This window comes from Streptomyces atroolivaceus (assembly GCF_000717025.1).
GTDB lineage: Bacteria > Actinomycetota > Actinomycetes > Streptomycetales > Streptomycetaceae > Streptomyces > Streptomyces atroolivaceus.
In genome coordinates this window covers 59,413-75,512 of the sequence record NZ_JNXG01000003.1, presented here as the reverse complement: position 1 = coordinate 75,512, position 16,100 = coordinate 59,413, and the positions used below count along the sequence as shown (strand labels likewise).

Below are 16,100 nucleotides of genomic sequence, written 5' to 3'. Positions count from 1 at the left end.
GTTTCCGCATGAACAACCGGACGGTCACGCTCACGGCAGGCCCCCTGCTCCTGCGCCGTTGGAGGCGCGACGACATACCGGCGCTGCTCGCGGCGTACGAAGACCCGGCGATGCGGCACTGGCTGCGGACACAGGTCCCCGACGCCGATGAGGCCGAACGCTGGATGACGGTCCAGGACGAGGGGTGGGAGTCCGGCCGCCGGTTCAGCTTCGCCGTGACCGATACGGCCCGGGAGGGGGAGCTCGTCGGCCATCTCGCGCTGAACCGCGTTCCCGGCGCCGGGAGCGCCGAGGCCGGCTACTGGACCGCGGCGTCGGCGCGCGGCCGTGGCGTGGCGCCGCGGGCTCTCGGGGCGCTCACCGACTGGGCGTTCGCCACGTTCGCCGAGGACGGCCTCCGGCGCCTGGACCTGCTCCACGCGGTGGGCAACGAGGCGTCCTGCCGCGTCGCGGAGAAGTCCGGTTTCGCACCGGCCGAGTTCGTCCCCGCCCAGCCGCCGCGCTATCCGCTGGGCGGCCATCGGCACTCCCGGCGGGCACCGCTCAGCGCTGCGGAGGAGCGTCGTGCAGGATGCGCTGGAACATCCGGTGGTCCTGCCACGCGCCGTTGATGTGGAGATAGCGCGGCGCCGTGCCGTAGAGCTCGAATCCGCACTTCGCCAGCACCCGCTGCGAGGCCGCGTTGTCCAGGACCGTCCCGGCTTCGATCCGGTGCAGTCCGAGCCCGTCCCGTGCCAGCTCGCAGACCTGGGCGACGGCGGCCGTGGCGAGGCCACGGCCCGCCCGGTCGACGTCGATCCAGTAGCCGAGCCGGGCGTTGCGGAACACCCCGAGCTCGATGGAGGCGAGCGTCATCGCCCCCACGACGCGGTCCTCGTCGTCGGCCAGCACCCAGGGCATCGCGCGCCCCGCCTCCCGCTCGGCCAGCAGGGCGGTCAGCCGCCGCACCTGGCCCTCGGGGGTGTAGAAGGCTTCAGGGCGCACGGGGTCCCAGCGCCGCATGTACGCGCGGCTCCGGGTCAGGGTCTCGGCGAAGGACTCCGCGTCACCGAGGGTCGCGGGCCTCAGCCGGACGCCCTCGGCCAGGGGGTGGATGTCGTTGATCACCCCCGCACCGTAGCGGCCCGTCAGGAGCCGTCGTACTTGGTGTCCGCCGAGGGGTCCAGCGCCAGCCGGTAGCCCCGCTTGACGACCGTCTGGATCAGCCGTGGCACCCCCAGAGCCGTACGCAGCCGGGCCATCGCCGTTTCCACCGCGTGCTCGTCGGTGCCGCTGCCGGGCAGCGCCCGCAGCAGGTCGGCCCTGGAGACCACCCACCCCGGCTTGCGGGCCAGCGTGTGCAGCAGGGCCATGCCGGCCGGGGGCACCGGGCGCAGGGCGCCGTCGACCAGCACCGCGTGGCCGCGGATCTCGACCCGGTGGCCCGCGACGGGAAGGGCTCGGGCCCGGGCCGGCAGCTGGGCGCAGAGCACCTGGACGAGCGGGCCCAGCCGGAAGCGTTCCGGCTGGACGGTGTCGATGCCCCTGGCCTGCAGCGGCAGCGCGGTGACCGGCCCGACGCAGGCGGTGACGACGTCGTGGCTCAGGGCCGCCAGCACCTCCGGGAGCATGCCTCGGGCCTCCGCCCGGTTCAGGTAGGAGGCCGCGGCGGGGGCACTGGTGAAGGTGAGGGCGTCCAGTCCCCGGGAGACGGTGACGTCGAGCATGCGGTCGAGCGGGGCGATGTCCTCCGGGGGCATCCACCGGTAGACGGGTACGCCGACGACCTCGGCTCCCGCCGCCCGGAGCGACTCGACGAAGCCGGGCAGCGGTTCGCCGTGCAGCTGGAGGGCGATCCGGCGGCCCGAGACCCCCTCCCCCAGCAGCCGGTCGAGGACCTCGGCCATCGACTCCGACTGCGGGGACCACGCCTCGGTGAGCCCGGCGGCGCGGATGGCGCCCTTGACCTTCGGGCCGCGGGCGAGCAGCTCGACACCGCGCAGCAGTTCGAGGAGCTCGTCACCGATTCCCCACCCGTCGGCGGCCTCCACCCAGCCCCTGAAGCCGATGGCGGTGGTCGCGATCACGACGTCGGGGGCGTTGTCGACCAGTTCCTTGGTGGCGGCCAGGAGTTCGCTGTCGTCCGCGAGCGGCACGATCCGCAGTGCGGGCGCGTGCAGGACCGCGGCCCCCCTGCGCGTGAGGAGCGTGCCGAGCTCCTCGGCGCGACGGGCTGCGGTCACCCCGACCGTGAAGCCCGCCAGGGGCCCGTGCTGTGCGTCGTCGTCGTGCATGGCGTGATACCCGGCTCTCGTCCCGCTGTTGCTCGATGATGCGGAGGACGAGACTGTCAACCCTGCGTGACAGTCTCGGTTCTCCTGTATTTCCCGCCCGTTACGTCCTGCGACGCGCTGTGGTCATCCTCACACCTCGGCATAGCTGAGCTGGGGCTTCGCGGCCACCGCTTGCGTACGCCGAAGGTATACCGCCCACGTGAGGGTGAAGCAGACGGCGTAGAAGCCGAGGAAGCACCAGAACGCGGCCGTCCCGGTGCCCGAGGACGCGAAGGACTGGCGGAACGCGAGGTTGATCGCGAGACCGCCCAGCGCCCCGATCGCCCCGATGAGCCCCATGGCCGCACCGGAGAGCCGGCGCCCGTACGCCGCGGCCTCCTCGCCGCGCAGACCCCTGCCGATCCCCTGCGCGTGGAAGATGCCGGGGATCATCTTGAACGTGGAGCCGTTGCCCAGTCCCGTCAGCACGAACAGCGCGATGAAGCCGACGAGGAACACCGTCAGGGACTCGATGCCGGAGGCGTGGACGACGACACCGGTCGCGGCGGCCATGGCGGCGAAGTTCCACAGGGTGATCCGGGCGCCGCCGTACCGGTCGGCGAGCCAGCCGCCCGCGGGCCGGATCAGGGAGCCGAGCAGCGGGCCGATGAAGGTGAGTGAGGCGGCCTGCAGCGGCGTCCGGCCGAACTGGGTCTGCAGGACGAGTCCGAAGGCGAAGCTGTAGCCGATGAACGAGCCGAAGGTGCCGATGTAGAGCACCGCCATGATCCAGGTGTGCGGCTCGCGAGCGGCCTGCAGCGCCGCCCCGGTGTCGTTCTGGACGGGCCGGAGGTTGTCCATCTTGAGGGCGGCGCCCAGCGCGGCGACGACGATCAGCGGTACGTACACCCCGAGCACGATCCGCGGGTGCGCGGCGCCGGCCGTGCTGATCACCAGCAGGCCGATGAGCTGGACGACCGGTACGCCGATGTTGCCGCCGCCCGCGTTGAGGCCGAGCGCCCAGCCCTTCTTGCGCAGCGGGAAGAAGGCGTTGATGTTCGTCATCGACGAGGCGAAGTTGCCGCCTCCGATGCCGGTGAGCGCGGCGACGACGAGGAACGTGGTGTACGAGGTGCCGGGCTCCATCACCCAGAAGGCGGCGATGGTCGGCACCAGGAGGGACAGCGCGCTGAAGATCGTCCAGTTGCGCCCGCCGAACACCGCGACCGCGAAGGTGTACGGCACCCTGACGATGGCGCCGACCAGGGTGGCCGTGGAGATCAGGAAGAACTTGCCGGCCGGGTCGATGCCGTACTCCGGCCCCATGAACAGGACCATGACGGACCACAGGGACCAGATCGAGAACCCGATGTGCTCGGAGAGCACGGAGAACCACAGGTTCCTCCGGGCGGTCTTCTCGCCCGTCTCGCGCCAGAAGGTCTCGTCCTCCGGCTCCCACTGCTCGATCCAACGACCGGCCATCACGCGCCTCCACAGGGGTCGGGGTGTTGTCCTGCCGACGCTAGGGAGTCCGCGTTTCGGTGCCGTGCCCTGAGGTGACCGGTGCGCAACCTTGCTCTCACTCGGGCGGGAGGGGTGCGGTGAGCCGGGCCGAGGGGACGCGCCGGGCCCGGCCCGGGGGGCGCGGTGAGGGGGTGCGATGGGTCCGGCGCCGCACCCCCTCGGCCGGTCAGGCCCTGCGCGTCCGGTCCGCCCCGTTCGGCCACAGGCGTGGCCGGCGCTTGGCGGCTACGTCCTCGACCCAGCCGAACGCCAGGATCGCGAGCCCGATCAGCGGCCAGATCACGATCAGGACGAGCACCTCGAACGACTGTTCTATGTACGTGCTGAAGGTGTCGCCGAACCACGGAACGGACCAGAGTTCGTTCACGAGGTGCGCCGCCGCCATCAGCAGCAGGTTGTGCCAGAGGTAGATCGTCACTGCCCTGTTGTTGGCCAGCGTGACCAGGCTGTCCCACCCGGCGAGCCGGCCGGGCAGCTTCTTCCAGGACGGCGCGTAGACCAGGAGGATCGCGCAGAAGCCGAGCGACCAGGTGGCCTGGGCGAGCGGGATCTCGTCCAGGTTCCAGCCCTCCTCGGTGAGGTGGCCGGACGCCCACCACAGGCCGAAGCCCATGACGATGGCGGCGGACGACACCGCCAGGTAGCGCGGGATCTCCTTCAGCAGTCCGTCGTTGTGGGCGAATCCCAGGATCCAGCAGGACCCGAAGACGGCGAAGTCGACGAGCCCCTCGCCGAAGGTGCCCGGAACCGTCACGAGGCCGGTGCCGATCACGGCGGTCAGGGCGACCGGGGCGAGCAGCGTGACCCACGGCAGCCTGCGGAACGCCTTGAGCAGCAGCGGCGAGGCGATCACGAACCAGAGGTAGGCCCGGATGTACCAGAGCGGCCCCGCCGCCTGGTCCGCCCACGTCAGCTCCAGCCATCCACCGGCCGAACCGCTCTCCTCGGGGTACGGGGGCGAGCCGATCGGGAAGAGATAGCTGCCGATCTTGATGAACCACCACAGCCCCTCCTCGCGGACGGGCTTCCAGCTCAGCGCGAACATCGCCGGCACGACGACCAGCGAGAACGCCCACATCGGGGGGAGCAGCCTGCGCAGCCTGCTGCGGATGACGCTTCCCGCCGGCCGGGCCAGCGAGCGGGCCATCAGCGAACCGGCCAGGGCGAACATCACGCCCATGGACGGGAAGAGCACCGTCAGCCAGGCCCAGCCGAAGAGGTGGAAGACCACGACACGGACGAGGGCCACGGCCCTGAGCAGGTCGAGGTAACGGTCCCGGCCGGGCTTGGCGCGGGACGCGGGGGCCCCGGATTCCGGGGCGTCGGGCGTCTGCTCCGGGTACACCGGGGCCGGGACGGTGGGGGCCGCCACATGCGCCGGGTACGCCGCCGGGGCGGAGGCGTAAGGGGCGGAGGCGTAAGGGGCGGAGGCGTAAGGGGCGGCGCCCGGCGGCACGGTGTGCGCGGCGCCGGCGTCCGCCGGAGGGGCACTGCCCCACTGCTGCGGCCAGGCGCCGCCGGGGGACGGCCGGAGGCCGTCGTCGTGTGCGGGGCGGTCCTGCGGGGGCGGGTCGGGGTAGGTCATGCCACCGGCCTCCGGTCCCTGTCCGTGCCCTTGCGCCGGTTCGGGGTGCCGCCCGGCGCTTCCACCACGCCTGTGCGCCGCAGCTTCTGCCAGCGCAGCCGGCCGCCGGTGAGAGCGGTGATCCAGGACTGGAGCAGGACGACGTACATCAGCTGCCGGTAGAGGATCTGCTGGAGTGGCAGGGAGATCAGATGGGTCATCCGCTCCCGGTCGAGCCGGAAGGCGTACGCGGCGCAGACGGCCTGCACCAGCAGGACCCCGAACCAGGCCGCGACCGTCTTCCCCGTCGGGCCGAAGACCAGTCCGTACAGCAGGAAGACGTCGATGAGGGGCGCCAGCAGCGGGGCGACGACCATGAACAGGGAGACGAACGGCAGTCCCACCCGTCCGAAGCGGCCGGAGGGTCCCCGCTCGATGACCGCGCGGCGGTGCTTCCAGATGGCCTGCATCGTGCCGTACGACCACCGGTAGCGCTGCGACCACAGCTGCTGCACGGACTCGGGCGCCTCCGTCCACGCGCGGGCGTTCTCCGCGTAGACGACGCGCCAGCCGTCGCGGTGCAGCGCCATCGTGACGTCGGTGTCCTCGGCGAGGGTGTCCTCGCTCATGCCGCCGATCCGGTCCAGCGCGTCCCGGCGGAAGGCGCCGACCGCCCCCGGGATGGTGGGCATGCAGCCCAGGAGGTCGTACATCCTGCGGTCGAGGTTGAACCCCATCACGTACTCGATGTGCTGCCAGGCGCCGATCAGCGAGTCGCGGTTGCCGACCTTGGCGTTGCCCGCGACCGCTCCGACCCGCGGGTCGGCGAACGGCTGCACGAGCTCGCGCACGGTGGAGGGTTCGAAGACCGTGTCGCCGTCCATCATCACGACGATGTCGTAACGGGCGTTCGCGATGCCGTTGTTGAGCGCCGCGGGCTTGCCGGCGTTGCGCTGGCGCACGACGCGGACGTTCGGGATCCACATCGCTTCGACGAGGTCCGCCGTCCCGTCCGTCGAGCCGTCGTCGATGACGATGACCTCGATCGGGTAGTCACTGGCGACCAGCGACCGGACGGTGGCCTCGATGCACTCGCGCTCGTTGTACGCCGGCACGAGGACCGACACGGGCCGGCTGAACGGCTCACCCCAGCTGAAGTCCTTGCGGCGCACCTTCCTGGCGTGCAGGAAGGAGAGGAGCAGCATCAGCCCGAAGCGGACCATGACCAGGACGCCGATGACCGCGAGGCCGGCCACCAGGACACCGGTGACGTTCTCGGAGATCCCCACCGCTCCTATGAACGCCTTGCCCTTCCAGAGCGCGAAACCGGTGACCGGTGTGTGTGCGCTGGGGGCGCCGAGCGCCGAGGTCAGGTTGGTGAAGTCGTAGCCCCGGTCCTGCATCTGCGGCAGGAACTTCCCCAGGGCGGCCACGGTCTGGGAACGGTCGCCGCCGGAGTCGTGCATCAGGATGATGGCGCCCTTGCCGTGCTCGGGCGTGGCGCGCTCGATGATCGCCTCGACGCCGGGACGCTTCCAGTCCTCGCTGTCGGTGTTGTTCACGACGGTGAGGTAGCCGCGGCTGCCTATGTACTGCGTGACCGGCCAGGTCTTGTTGTCCATGGCGTCGGAGAACGAGGAGTAAGGGGGCCGGAAGAGGGACGTACGGATGTCGGCCGCGCCCGCCAGGACCAGCTGGTTCTGGGAGAGCTCCCAGTCGATGCGGCTGGTGGACTGGAAGGACAGGTCGGGGTGGTTGAAGGTGTGCAGCCCGATCTCGTGCCCCTCGTCGACCATCCGCCTCACGAGGTCCGGGTAGCGCGAGGCCATCGTGCCGGTGACGAAGAAGACCCCGTGCGCGTCGTACTTCTTGAGCTCGTCCAGGACCCGCGGGGTCCAGACCGGGTCGGGGCCGTCGTCGAAGGTCAGGACGATTCTGTGGTCGGGTATCCGGAGCGTCCGGGCAGCTTCGCCCGCCCTGCGGGCGTCGATGACCGGCCCGCCTTCGAGCACGTGGTCCGGCACCTGGGTGGTGGGAGCCGGGGCCTGGACACGGTGGTCGGCGAGGATCTCGCTGTGCACGTATCCACGCAGCATGAGCATGGCGAGCAGGGCCACAAGGAGGAGCGACGGAAGCAGATAGCGCATGGGAAGTCTGCGCCTGACGGTCCGCTTCTTCTTCCGGTTGTGCCTGCCCCGCGAAACGGGGGTTGTCATTTACTGAGCGCCTTCTTGTGGTTGCACAGGTGATTCCGAGGGGTCCGGGGACGTCGGCGGACTCTCTTCGACGGGCGGCTCCGGGGTGACTGACGGAGTCGGCTCGCCGGCCGGCTGCTCAGAGGCGGAGACTCCCGGAGCGGGGGCCGAAGACGTGACGTCCCGGGGAGGCTCGCTGGACGCGGAGGCCGAGGCGCTGACGCCGGGCTCGGCCTGACGTGATGCGGTGGCGTCGTCCGACGGGGAGACCGCGGCGTCGCCCGAGGCCGGGGCGGAGGCGCTGGGCGTTGCTCCGGGGCTCTCGGACACGACGTCGTCACTCGGGGCGGGCCGCACCTCCACCTCTTCCGAGCGTTTGTCCTCCGGCCCGGAGAGCGGGAGCCAGGGGGCGGAGGAGTTCCCGCCGAGCACGGCGACCACGAGCGTCACCGCGTACACGGCACAGATCGTGGCGAGCACCCAGCCCACCCGCCGGTACGTCTTGCTGCGGCGGCCGCTCTCGTCGACGAACACCGGACCGTCGGAGAGGTCGGGAGGGCTGGGTTCCACGGGTAGTTCGGAGAGCTGACGTCCCAGTCCGTCCAGCTGGACGGTGACGTCGTTCGGCTCATGGGTGTGCCCGGTTCGGGTACCTTCGCGCCAGTTTTCCACAGGTGTTCGCACTTCCCCCACTCAATGAACAGGTGCGCGGGGAATGACTGGAATCCTGCTGTCGGACCGGGCCCCCACCCGTCCGCGCGCCACCTGCCACCGTGCACCCGAAACCCTGAATGTAGCGCACGACAGCGACGGACAGAGGGCCGTATCGCCTGTTGTTCATGAACAGTGACCCATGAGTGACGCATCGGTTTCCGGGAGCCAGGATGTCGATGGCCGTACCATCCATCCCTCCCTCCCAGCGAGTTCGGTCACCGCAGCCCGCAGTGCGACCAGGCCGGGGTGGTCGAAACCCTTACGCCAGACCATCAGCAGCGGGGAGAGCGGCACCGGCCGCACGAGCGGCCGCAGCACCGTCCCCGGCAGCGGCGGGAAGCCGGCGACGGCCAGCACGGGGTTCCCCGTCTTCGCCATGACCCGCTGGAATTCGGCCACTCCGACGGCGAGCGGGGCCGGCGGAGCCAGGACGACGTCCCACTCCGCGAAAAGCGCGGCCGCGAGGTCCGTCCACTCGAGCGTGCGCGTATTGCCCGCCCCCGCGTAGACGGTCTCGCCGGTCAGGTCACTCATGGCGACCTCCTCGCGTCCGGCCAGAGGGTGATCGCGCGGCAGGAGAAGAGCCATCGGCTCGTACCGCACCGGCTGTACGGAGAGCCGGCCGAGCACGGCGGGCCCCAGTCCGGCGGCGCGCCCGAAGGAGACGTCGAGCCGCCCGGCGAGCAGCTCGCCCGCCGCCCACGTCAGCCCGCTCTCGAAGCGCGCCATCAGCTCGCACTCCGGCGCGAGCTCCCGCGCGCGGGCCAGCACCCGGGCCGCCGTCATCCCGTCGGTGTTCAGATCGACGAGCAGCGGGCGGTCCGCCGGGTCCGCGAAAGCGGCCGACAGCTCGGCATGCGCGTCGAGCACCCGGCGGGCGTGCGGCAGGAGGCGCTCACCGTCCGGGGTGAGCGACACCTGCCGGGTGGTGCGGACGAAGAGCTCGCGGCGCAGCTCGCGCTCCAGCCTGCGGATGTCCCGGCTCAGCGCCTGCTGCGCGACGTAGAGCCGGGCGGCGGCACGGGTGAAGTGCAGCTCCTCGGCCACGGCCACGAAGGCGCGGAGGAGCCGGGGATCGGTGTCGGATGCGACCACGGACCCAATTTACAACAGGAGTGCGTCAATGGCCCCGGATCAGGTGTTGGACGCACGGAGCGCGCGATCCGAGGGTGGACGCGTGTCCCACGAAACCGCCACCCCGGCCCTCGCCTCCACCACGCCCCGCACCGCCCCGTCCAATCCGTACCTCCGGCTGCTCGCCACACCCGGGGCGCGCGCGTTCACCGCGGGCAATCTCCTCGCCCGGCTGCCGATGGGGATGTTCAGCGTCAGCGCCGTCATCATGATCGCCGGGGCGCACGGTTCGTACGCCCTGGCCGGCGCCGTCACCGCGACCGGGCTGGCCGCGACCGCCGTGGTCGCCCCCTGGACGGCGCGCCTCGTCGACCGGTACGGCCAGGCCAGGATCGCGGTGCCCGCCACCGCGGTCGCCGTGCTCGGCTCGCTGGCCCTGGTGCTCTGCGTGCACTACGACGCACCGGTGTGGACGCTCTTCGCCGCCTACGCCGCCACGGCCACCACCCCGAACACCGGCGGGATGTCGCGCGCCCGCTGGGCCCATCTGCACCGGGGCGACCGGGCGGCGCTGCACACCGCGAACTCCTTCGAACAGGCCGTGGACGAGCTGTGTTTCATGCTCGGCCCGGTCCTCGCCGCATCCCTGTGCGGGGCGCTCTTCCCCGAAGCCGGCACACTCACCGGCGCGGTCCTGCTCATGACCGGTGTCCTCCTCTTCGCGGCCCAGCGGGCGACCGAGCCGCCGGTGGCCGTCGGCACCCGGGCACCCTCCCCCTTGCGCACACGGGGCGTACCCGCCCTTCTCACCGTCTTCCTGGCGACGGGGGCGGTGTTCGGAGCGATGGAGGTCGTCTCCATCGCCCACGCCGGAGGCGCGATCCTCGCTCTCCAGGCCGGCGGCTCCTGTGCGGCGGGGCTGCTGTACGGCTCGCTGCGCCCTGCCGTCCGCGTCGGGCGCAGGCTGCTGCTCTGCCTCACGGGGATGACCGCACTGATGTCCCTCCCCCTGGTCGCCGCTACCACCAGCGACTCGCTGCTCGTCCTGGCGGGCTGCCTGCTGCTGGCGGGGGCGGCCACCGCTCCCACCATGGTCACCGGCATGACCCTGATCCAGCGCCTCACCCCGCAGGCACAGCTGAACGAGGGCATGACACTCGCCGTCACCGCTCTGCTCGGTGGCATAGCGGCGGGTTCGGCGGTGGGCGGCTGGACGGTCGAGCACGCCGGGACGGCGACCGGATACGCGGTGCCGATGTGCGCCGCGGCCCTCGCCCTGGCCGTCGCGGCCATGGGGACGCGCAGAGCCTGAACGGACAAAAACGAGGACCCCGCTGCCAGGGCAGCGGGGTCCTCGTTCACATGGGAACTGTGGAGATGGCGGGAATCGAACCCGCGTCCAACGGTGCGGAACCAGGGCTTCTCCGAGTGCAGTTCGCTACGCCTTTCTCGGCCCCGGAGGTCACGCGAACAAGCCTCCGACAGGCCCAGTCACTGTTTGATTTCCTTCCAGGCCCCGTGACCGGGCTTAGAAGTTTAGATCCCTAGTTGATGCCAGGATCCGGGTCGGGATCACCCCCGGGCTGACACTCCGCAGAGTCTTCGCTAGCTGCTAATTAGGCAGCGAGGGCGAAGGCGGAGGAATCGCGCTTGGAATTGGCGATTATTGTTTGCGACATATGGTTTACGAGATCATTGCCGCTTCCTCGACTCGCTTCCCCTGCTTCGACATCCGCTGTCGAAACCGATCATCCCCATGTTGATTTTTCAAAACGCGCACCTTCTGTGAGGTGCACGGCCCATCGTACGTGACCAACGCACGCGAAGGCCACCGTATTCCGGCGGCGCCGGGGCACGGGCCCCGGGCCGGTGGCGGCTACGCGCTGCGCTGGCGCCGGCGGGCCGCCGAGATCGCGCGGTTCGTCTCCCGCGTGTCCTGCTTCTCCCTCAGCGTCTGGCGCTTGTCGTACTCCTTCTTGCCCTTCGCGAGCGCGATCTCGACCTTGACCCGGCCGTCCTTGAAGTACAGGGCGAGCGGCACGATGGTGTGGCCGGTCTCCTGCGACTTGGACGCCAGCTTGTCGATCTCGGCCCGGTGCAGGAGCAGCTTGCGCTTGCGCTTGGCGGAGTGGTTGGTCCAGGTGCCCTGCACGTACTCGGGGACGTGGATGTTGTGCAGCCACGCCTCTCCGTCGTCGATCTGGACGAAGCCGTCGACCAGCGACGCCCTGCCCATCCGCAGCGACTTGACCTCCGTGCCCATCAGCACGAGACCGCACTCGTAGGTGTCGAGGACGTGGTAGTCGTGCCGCGCCTTCTTGTTCTGCGCAATCATCTTGCGCCCGGTGTCTTTTTCCTTGGCCATAGTGCGGTCATTTTCGCACTACGACCCACCCCCGAGGCCACTCAATACCGTCTCGCCCCGCTGCTGGGCCTCCGGGCCGGCCCCGACGTCCGGTGTGATGCCGCTTCCCTCGACGCTGCGGCCCGCCGGAGTGCGGTAGTGGCCGACGGTCAGCTCGGCCACCGAGCCGCCCGGGAGCTTGCTGGGCATCTGCACGGAACCCTTGCCGAACGTGCGCGATCCGACGGTCACGGCCCTCCCCCGGTCCTGCAGCGCGCCGGTCAGCAGTTCGGCGGCGCTCATCGTGCCGCCGTCCACCAGCACGACCACGGGGCGGTCGGTGTCCCCGCCCGGCTCGGCGTACAGGGCGCGCTGCTCGCCGTGCACGTCGTAGGTGGCGACGAGCCCGCCGTCGAGGAAGGCGGAGGACGCGGTGACGGCCTCGGTGACCAGGCCCCCCGCGTTGGCACGGAGGTCAAGCAGGATCCCGGCGTCCCCGGGCGCCTCGTCCACGGCGTCGCGGACCGCGGTGCCGGCGCCCTTGGTGAACGCGGCCACCTTGATCAGCACGGCGGAGGAAGGACTGCGACCGAGGCGCCGGACGCTCACCGGGTCCGTGCTGAGCCGCGCCCTGGTCAGCGTGGCGGTCCAGGAACGCGCCCCGCGGCTCAGCCCGAGGACCACGGAGGAGCCCTCGGCAGCCTTCGTCCGGTCCCCGCGCAGCAGCGCGACCACTTCGGCGACGGGCCGCTTCCCGACCTGACGGCCGTCCACGGTGCGCAGCAGGTCGCCCTTGCGCACGCCCGCCCGGTCCGCCGGTCCGCCGGGCTGGACCCCGGTCACGGTGATCTCGTCGCGGGCCGAGCGGCGGGCGGAGACTCCCACCCCCGTGTACGAGCCGTCGAGGGCCTGCTCGAACTCCTCGTACTCCCGCTCGTCGTACACCGCGCCCCAGCGGTCCCCGCTGCGGCTGACGACCTCTTCGGCGGCGTCCGTGCCGGACTTCCCGTCGGCCTCCGCCTCGGCGACCGCGTCCGCGATCTCCTCACGGTCGACTGATCCGACGGCGGAGGACACCGAACGGGACCGGATCTCCGTCCCCGCACCGTCCTCGCGGGGCAGCGACCCGGTGGCCGCGGCAGTGGCCAGCGCGCTCGCGAACACCACCGTCAGGGCCGCCCCGCGGCAGACGCCGCGGGGTTTCAAATGGTACGTATGGCCCAGCATGTGGCCGAGTGTAGGACAACGCCCCGTCCGCACACGGCTCGTTGGCCGCACGCGGGACGGGGCGCTCGTCACACCTTGAGGTACTTGCGCAACGCGAACAGAGCGGCAACGGCGGGCATCAGCAACCCGATCGCGAGGACGAGCGGAAGCTTCGTGAGCACCGCCTCCCAGCCGATGAAGTCGATCAGGTTCAGCTTCTCCTGGAGGGCGAGACCGCCGTCGATCAGGAAGTACCTGGCGGCTATCAGGATCACGCAGGCGAGCAGTCCGCCGATCAGGCCGGCGAAGGCGGCCTCCATGATGAACGGCATCTGGATGTAGAAGCCCGAGGCACCCACCAGCCGCATGATGCCCGTCTCCCGTCTCCGGCTGAACGCCGAGACGCGGACGGTGTTCACGATCAGCATCAGCGCGATGACCAGCATCAGCCCCATCAGGAAGATGGCGGCCACGTTCATGCCGTTCATCAGCTCGAAGAGGTTGTCCAGGATGCTCCGCTGGTCCTGGACGGACTGCACCCCGTCACGGCCCGCGAAGGCCGTCGCCACCACCTTGTACTTCTGGGGGTCCTTCAGCTTGACCCGGAACGACTCCTGCATCTGGTCCGGCGTGATGTTGCCGGCCATCGGCGAGTCGCCGAACTGCTCCTGGTAGTGCTTGTACGCCTGGTCGACCGTCTCGAAGAGGACCGGCTTCTCGACGGCCTCCATCTTCTCGAGGTCGGCCTTGATCTCCTTCTTCTGCTCCGCCGTGACGGCACCCTTGGCGCACTTGGGCACGTCCTTGGCGTCGTTCTTGTTGCAGAGGAAGATGGAGACGTTGACCTTGTCGTACCAGTAGGTCTTCATCGAGCTGACCTGCTCGCGCATCAACAGCGCACCGCCGAACAGGGCGAGCGAGAGGGCGACGGAGACCACGACCGCGAAGGTCATCGTGAGGTTACGACGAAGACCGACGCCGATCTCCGACAGGACGAACTGGGCGCGCATGGCGTCCTTTCAGTACTCGATGCTCAGTGCTGGTAGCCGTAGACGCCACGCGCCTGGTCCCGTACGAGACGGCCCTGCTCGAGCTCGATGACGCGCTTGCGCATCTGGTCGACGATGTTCTGGTCGTGGGTCGCCATGATCACGGTGGTGCCGGTCCGGTTGATCCGGTCCAGCAGCTTCATGATGCCCACGGAGGTCTGCGGGTCGAGGTTGCCGGTCGGCTCGTCCGCGATCAGCAGCATGGGGCGGTTGACGAACGCCCGCGCGATCGCCACGCGTTGCTGCTCACCACCGGAGAGCTCACCGGGCATCCGGTCCTCCTTGCCCCCGAGACCCACGAGGTCGAGGACCTGCGGGACCGCCTTGCGGATCTCACCGCGGGGCTTGCCGATGACCTCCTGCGCGAAGGCCACGTTCTCGGCGACGGTCTTGTTGGGGAGGAGGCGGAAGTCCTGGAACACCGTGCCCAGCTGGCGGCGCATCTGCGGCACCTTCCAGTTGGACAGCCGCGCGAGGTCCTTGCCGAGCACGTGGACCATGCCCTGACTGGCGCGCTCCTCCCGGAGGATGAGCCGCATGAAGGTGGACTTCCCGGAGCCGGAGGAGCCCACCAGGAAGACGAACTCACCCTTCTCGATGTCGAGTGAGACGTCCCGGAGAGCGGGGCGGCTCTGCTTCGGGTAGGTCTTGGAGACGTTGTCGAATCGGATCACGGATGCACCACGGTCGGCCGGGGGTAGGTGAGCGTGACCATACGCGAAGCCGGTGAGCACGTGCAGTCGGCGTCCGGCAATGAGGGATTTGTGACGGAAAGCGTCACGGAACGAAACGGGCGGGCCGGACCTTGTCCGGCGGGCCGCGCCGAAATGGGCGCGAGCTGGCACAGTGGTAGGGGGAACGGTTGCGGTTCCCTGAGCGTTGTGCGGAGAGAACGTGAAGGCGGCTCCCGCCGCGCGGGAGGAGGAATGCGCATGACCTATGACCGACTGGTGTGCGCGAACTGCGCGGCGCCCGTGAACGAGGGCCGCTGCCGCGTCTGCCGGGCGAGCCGGGAGCGGATGCAGGACCAGGGGCCGTTCGCGGGGCTCAATCCGGCGATGCTGATAGCGCTGATGGTGATCCTGGTGGCGGCTCTGGCACTGCTGGCGCACCAGGCCGTCTGAGCCGGAGGGCGCATCCCCGCCGTCGGGCGGGGCGAAGACGTGCGCGTACGGCCGCAGGAGCGGTCCCGGTACGCGAAGGGGCCCGGGAGGCCATGTCGGCTCTCCCGGGCCCTTCAGCGTGCCCCTAAGGGCGTCAGGCGGTCGCGCGACCGCTGCCGGCCAGACGCGGCAGGATGCGGAAGCCGATGCCACCGGCGATCATCGTCGCGGCGCCGACCAGCAGGAACGTGGTCTCGGCCGCACCGGTCTCGGCGAGCTCGTCCTTGCCCTTGCTCTGCTCGACCGGCTGGTTGCCGACACTGTCCGTGTCGGTGTTGTCGGCGCAGTTGGCGCCTTCGGCACCGACGACGCAGTTGCCGGCACCGTTGTCCGTGCCACCGGTCGTGGCACCGCTGTCCGGGCCACCGGCCGTGGCACCGCCGTCAGCACCGCCATCGGCGCCACCGTCAGCGCCACCATCGGCACCGCCGTCAGCACCACCGTCAGCACCACCATCGGCACCGCCGTCAGCACCACCATCGGCACCGCCGTCAGCACCACCATCGGCACCGCCGTCAGCACCGCCGTCAGCACCACCATCGGCACCGCCGTCAGCACCACCATCGGCACCGCCGTCAGCACCGCCGTCAGCGCCACCATCGGCACCGCCGTCAGCACCGCCGTCAGCGCCACCATCGGCACCGCCGTCAGCGCCACCATCGGCACCGCCGTCAGCACCGCCGTCAGCACCACCATCGGCACCGCCGTCAGCGCCACCATCGGCACCACCATCGGCACCGCCGTCAGCACCGCCGTCAGCACCACCATCGGCGCCACCGTCAGCACCGCCGTCAGCACCGCCATCGGCGCCACCGTCAGCACCACCATCGGCACCGCCGTCAGCACCGCCGTCAGCACCGCCGTCAGCGCCACCATCGGCACCGCCGTCGACGCCACCGGCCCCGCTGTCGCCGCCACCGTCGACGCCACCGGCGCCACTGTCGCCGTCGTCACCGAAGGCGCTCACGCCGACCTCGAGGCCCTCGTTGTCCGCCTCGGCGTTCACGCCGACACC

15 protein-coding genes and 1 other RNA gene are annotated in these 16,100 nt (G+C 70.6%); 3 read left to right on the top strand and 13 right to left on the bottom strand.

Going from position 1 to position 16,100, the window contains the following annotated elements; genetic code table 11:
* Positions 1 to 8 precede the first annotated feature (8 nt).
* A complete protein-coding gene (locus tag OO67_RS09460; RefSeq protein WP_033298904.1) occupies positions 9 to 611 on the top strand; it encodes a GNAT family N-acetyltransferase in 603 nt (200 codons plus the stop codon).
* Here OO67_RS09460 and OO67_RS09455 read toward each other — a convergent pair.
* The 7 genes from OO67_RS09455 to OO67_RS09425 form a co-directional block, all read right to left on the bottom strand.
* Positions 544 to 1,107: a GNAT family N-acetyltransferase gene (locus OO67_RS09455; RefSeq protein WP_033298903.1), complete on the bottom strand. Its 564-nt coding sequence runs from the start codon at positions 1,105 to 1,107 to the stop codon at positions 544 to 546. The two genes, OO67_RS09460 and OO67_RS09455, sit on opposite strands and share 68 nt — an antisense overlap.
* 20 nt (positions 1,108 to 1,127) lie before the next feature.
* Positions 1,128 to 2,273 (bottom strand): uroporphyrinogen-III synthase, encoded by a 1,146-nt coding sequence (locus OO67_RS09450; protein WP_033298902.1) that lies wholly within the window; start codon positions 2,271 to 2,273, stop codon positions 1,128 to 1,130.
* A gap of 129 nt (positions 2,274 to 2,402) precedes the next feature.
* The gene (locus tag OO67_RS09445) at positions 2,403 to 3,734 is read right to left on the bottom strand and encodes a nitrate/nitrite transporter (protein ID WP_033298900.1); all 1,332 of its coding nucleotides are present in this window, start codon (positions 3,732 to 3,734) and stop codon (positions 2,403 to 2,405) included.
* Between the two features lie 208 nt (positions 3,735 to 3,942).
* Positions 3,943 to 5,361, bottom strand: coding sequence for an acyltransferase family protein (locus OO67_RS09440; protein ID WP_078597789.1), 1,419 nt, complete (start codon positions 5,359 to 5,361; stop codon positions 3,943 to 3,945).
* A complete protein-coding gene (locus tag OO67_RS09435) occupies positions 5,358 to 7,556 on the bottom strand; it encodes a bifunctional polysaccharide deacetylase/glycosyltransferase family 2 protein (RefSeq protein ID WP_078597787.1) in 2,199 nt (732 codons plus the stop codon). The genes OO67_RS09440 and OO67_RS09435 overlap by 4 nt, the downstream gene beginning before the upstream one ends.
* Positions 7,557 to 8,207, bottom strand: a complete 651-nt coding sequence (locus OO67_RS09430; RefSeq protein ID WP_033298897.1) for a hypothetical protein — start codon at positions 8,205 to 8,207, stop codon at positions 7,557 to 7,559.
* Positions 8,208 to 8,372: 165 nt separating this feature from the next.
* Entirely contained in the window at positions 8,373 to 9,344 is a 972-nt protein-coding gene (locus OO67_RS09425) for a LysR family transcriptional regulator (protein ID WP_033298896.1), read from the bottom strand.
* Between the two features lie 82 nt (positions 9,345 to 9,426).
* On the opposite strand from OO67_RS09425, the gene OO67_RS09420 reads away from it, so the two are divergent.
* Positions 9,427 to 10,635 (top strand): MFS transporter, encoded by a 1,209-nt coding sequence (locus OO67_RS09420; protein WP_033298895.1) that lies wholly within the window; start codon positions 9,427 to 9,429, stop codon positions 10,633 to 10,635.
* Positions 10,636 to 10,692: 57 nt separating this feature from the next.
* On the opposite strand, the gene ssrA is transcribed toward OO67_RS09420, so the two are convergent.
* The 5 genes from ssrA to ftsE form a co-directional block, all read right to left on the bottom strand.
* Positions 10,693 to 11,079, bottom strand: a transfer-messenger RNA (tmRNA) gene (gene ssrA, locus OO67_RS35955).
* Positions 11,080 to 11,199: 120 nt separating this feature from the next.
* Positions 11,200 to 11,688, bottom strand: coding sequence for an SsrA-binding protein SmpB (smpB, locus tag OO67_RS09415; RefSeq protein ID WP_033298894.1), 489 nt, complete (start codon positions 11,686 to 11,688; stop codon positions 11,200 to 11,202).
* Positions 11,689 to 11,706: 18 nt separating this feature from the next.
* On the bottom strand, positions 11,707 to 12,894 hold the full coding sequence (locus OO67_RS09410; RefSeq protein ID WP_051709249.1) for a S41 family peptidase: 1,188 nt from the start codon (positions 12,892 to 12,894) through the stop codon (positions 11,707 to 11,709).
* A gap of 68 nt (positions 12,895 to 12,962) precedes the next feature.
* Positions 12,963 to 13,883: a permease-like cell division protein FtsX gene (ftsX, locus tag OO67_RS09405; RefSeq protein WP_033298891.1), complete on the bottom strand. Its 921-nt coding sequence runs from the start codon at positions 13,881 to 13,883 to the stop codon at positions 12,963 to 12,965.
* 23 nt (positions 13,884 to 13,906) lie between these two features.
* On the bottom strand, positions 13,907 to 14,596 hold the full coding sequence (gene ftsE / locus OO67_RS09400) for a cell division ATP-binding protein FtsE (RefSeq protein WP_014046319.1): 690 nt from the start codon (positions 14,594 to 14,596) through the stop codon (positions 13,907 to 13,909).
* A 258-nt stretch (positions 14,597 to 14,854) separates the two neighbouring features.
* Here ftsE and OO67_RS09395 point away from each other — a divergent pair, with 258 nt between their 5' ends.
* Positions 14,855 to 15,046 (top strand): hypothetical protein, encoded by a 192-nt coding sequence (locus OO67_RS09395; RefSeq protein ID WP_033299438.1) that lies wholly within the window; start codon positions 14,855 to 14,857, stop codon positions 15,044 to 15,046.
* A gap of 198 nt (positions 15,047 to 15,244) precedes the next feature.
* On the opposite strand, the gene OO67_RS36365 is transcribed toward OO67_RS09395, so the two are convergent.
* Positions 15,245 to 16,015 (bottom strand): hypothetical protein, encoded by a 771-nt coding sequence (locus tag OO67_RS36365; protein ID WP_208860995.1) that lies wholly within the window; start codon positions 16,013 to 16,015, stop codon positions 15,245 to 15,247.
* Between the last annotated feature and the right edge of the window lie 85 nt (positions 16,016 to 16,100).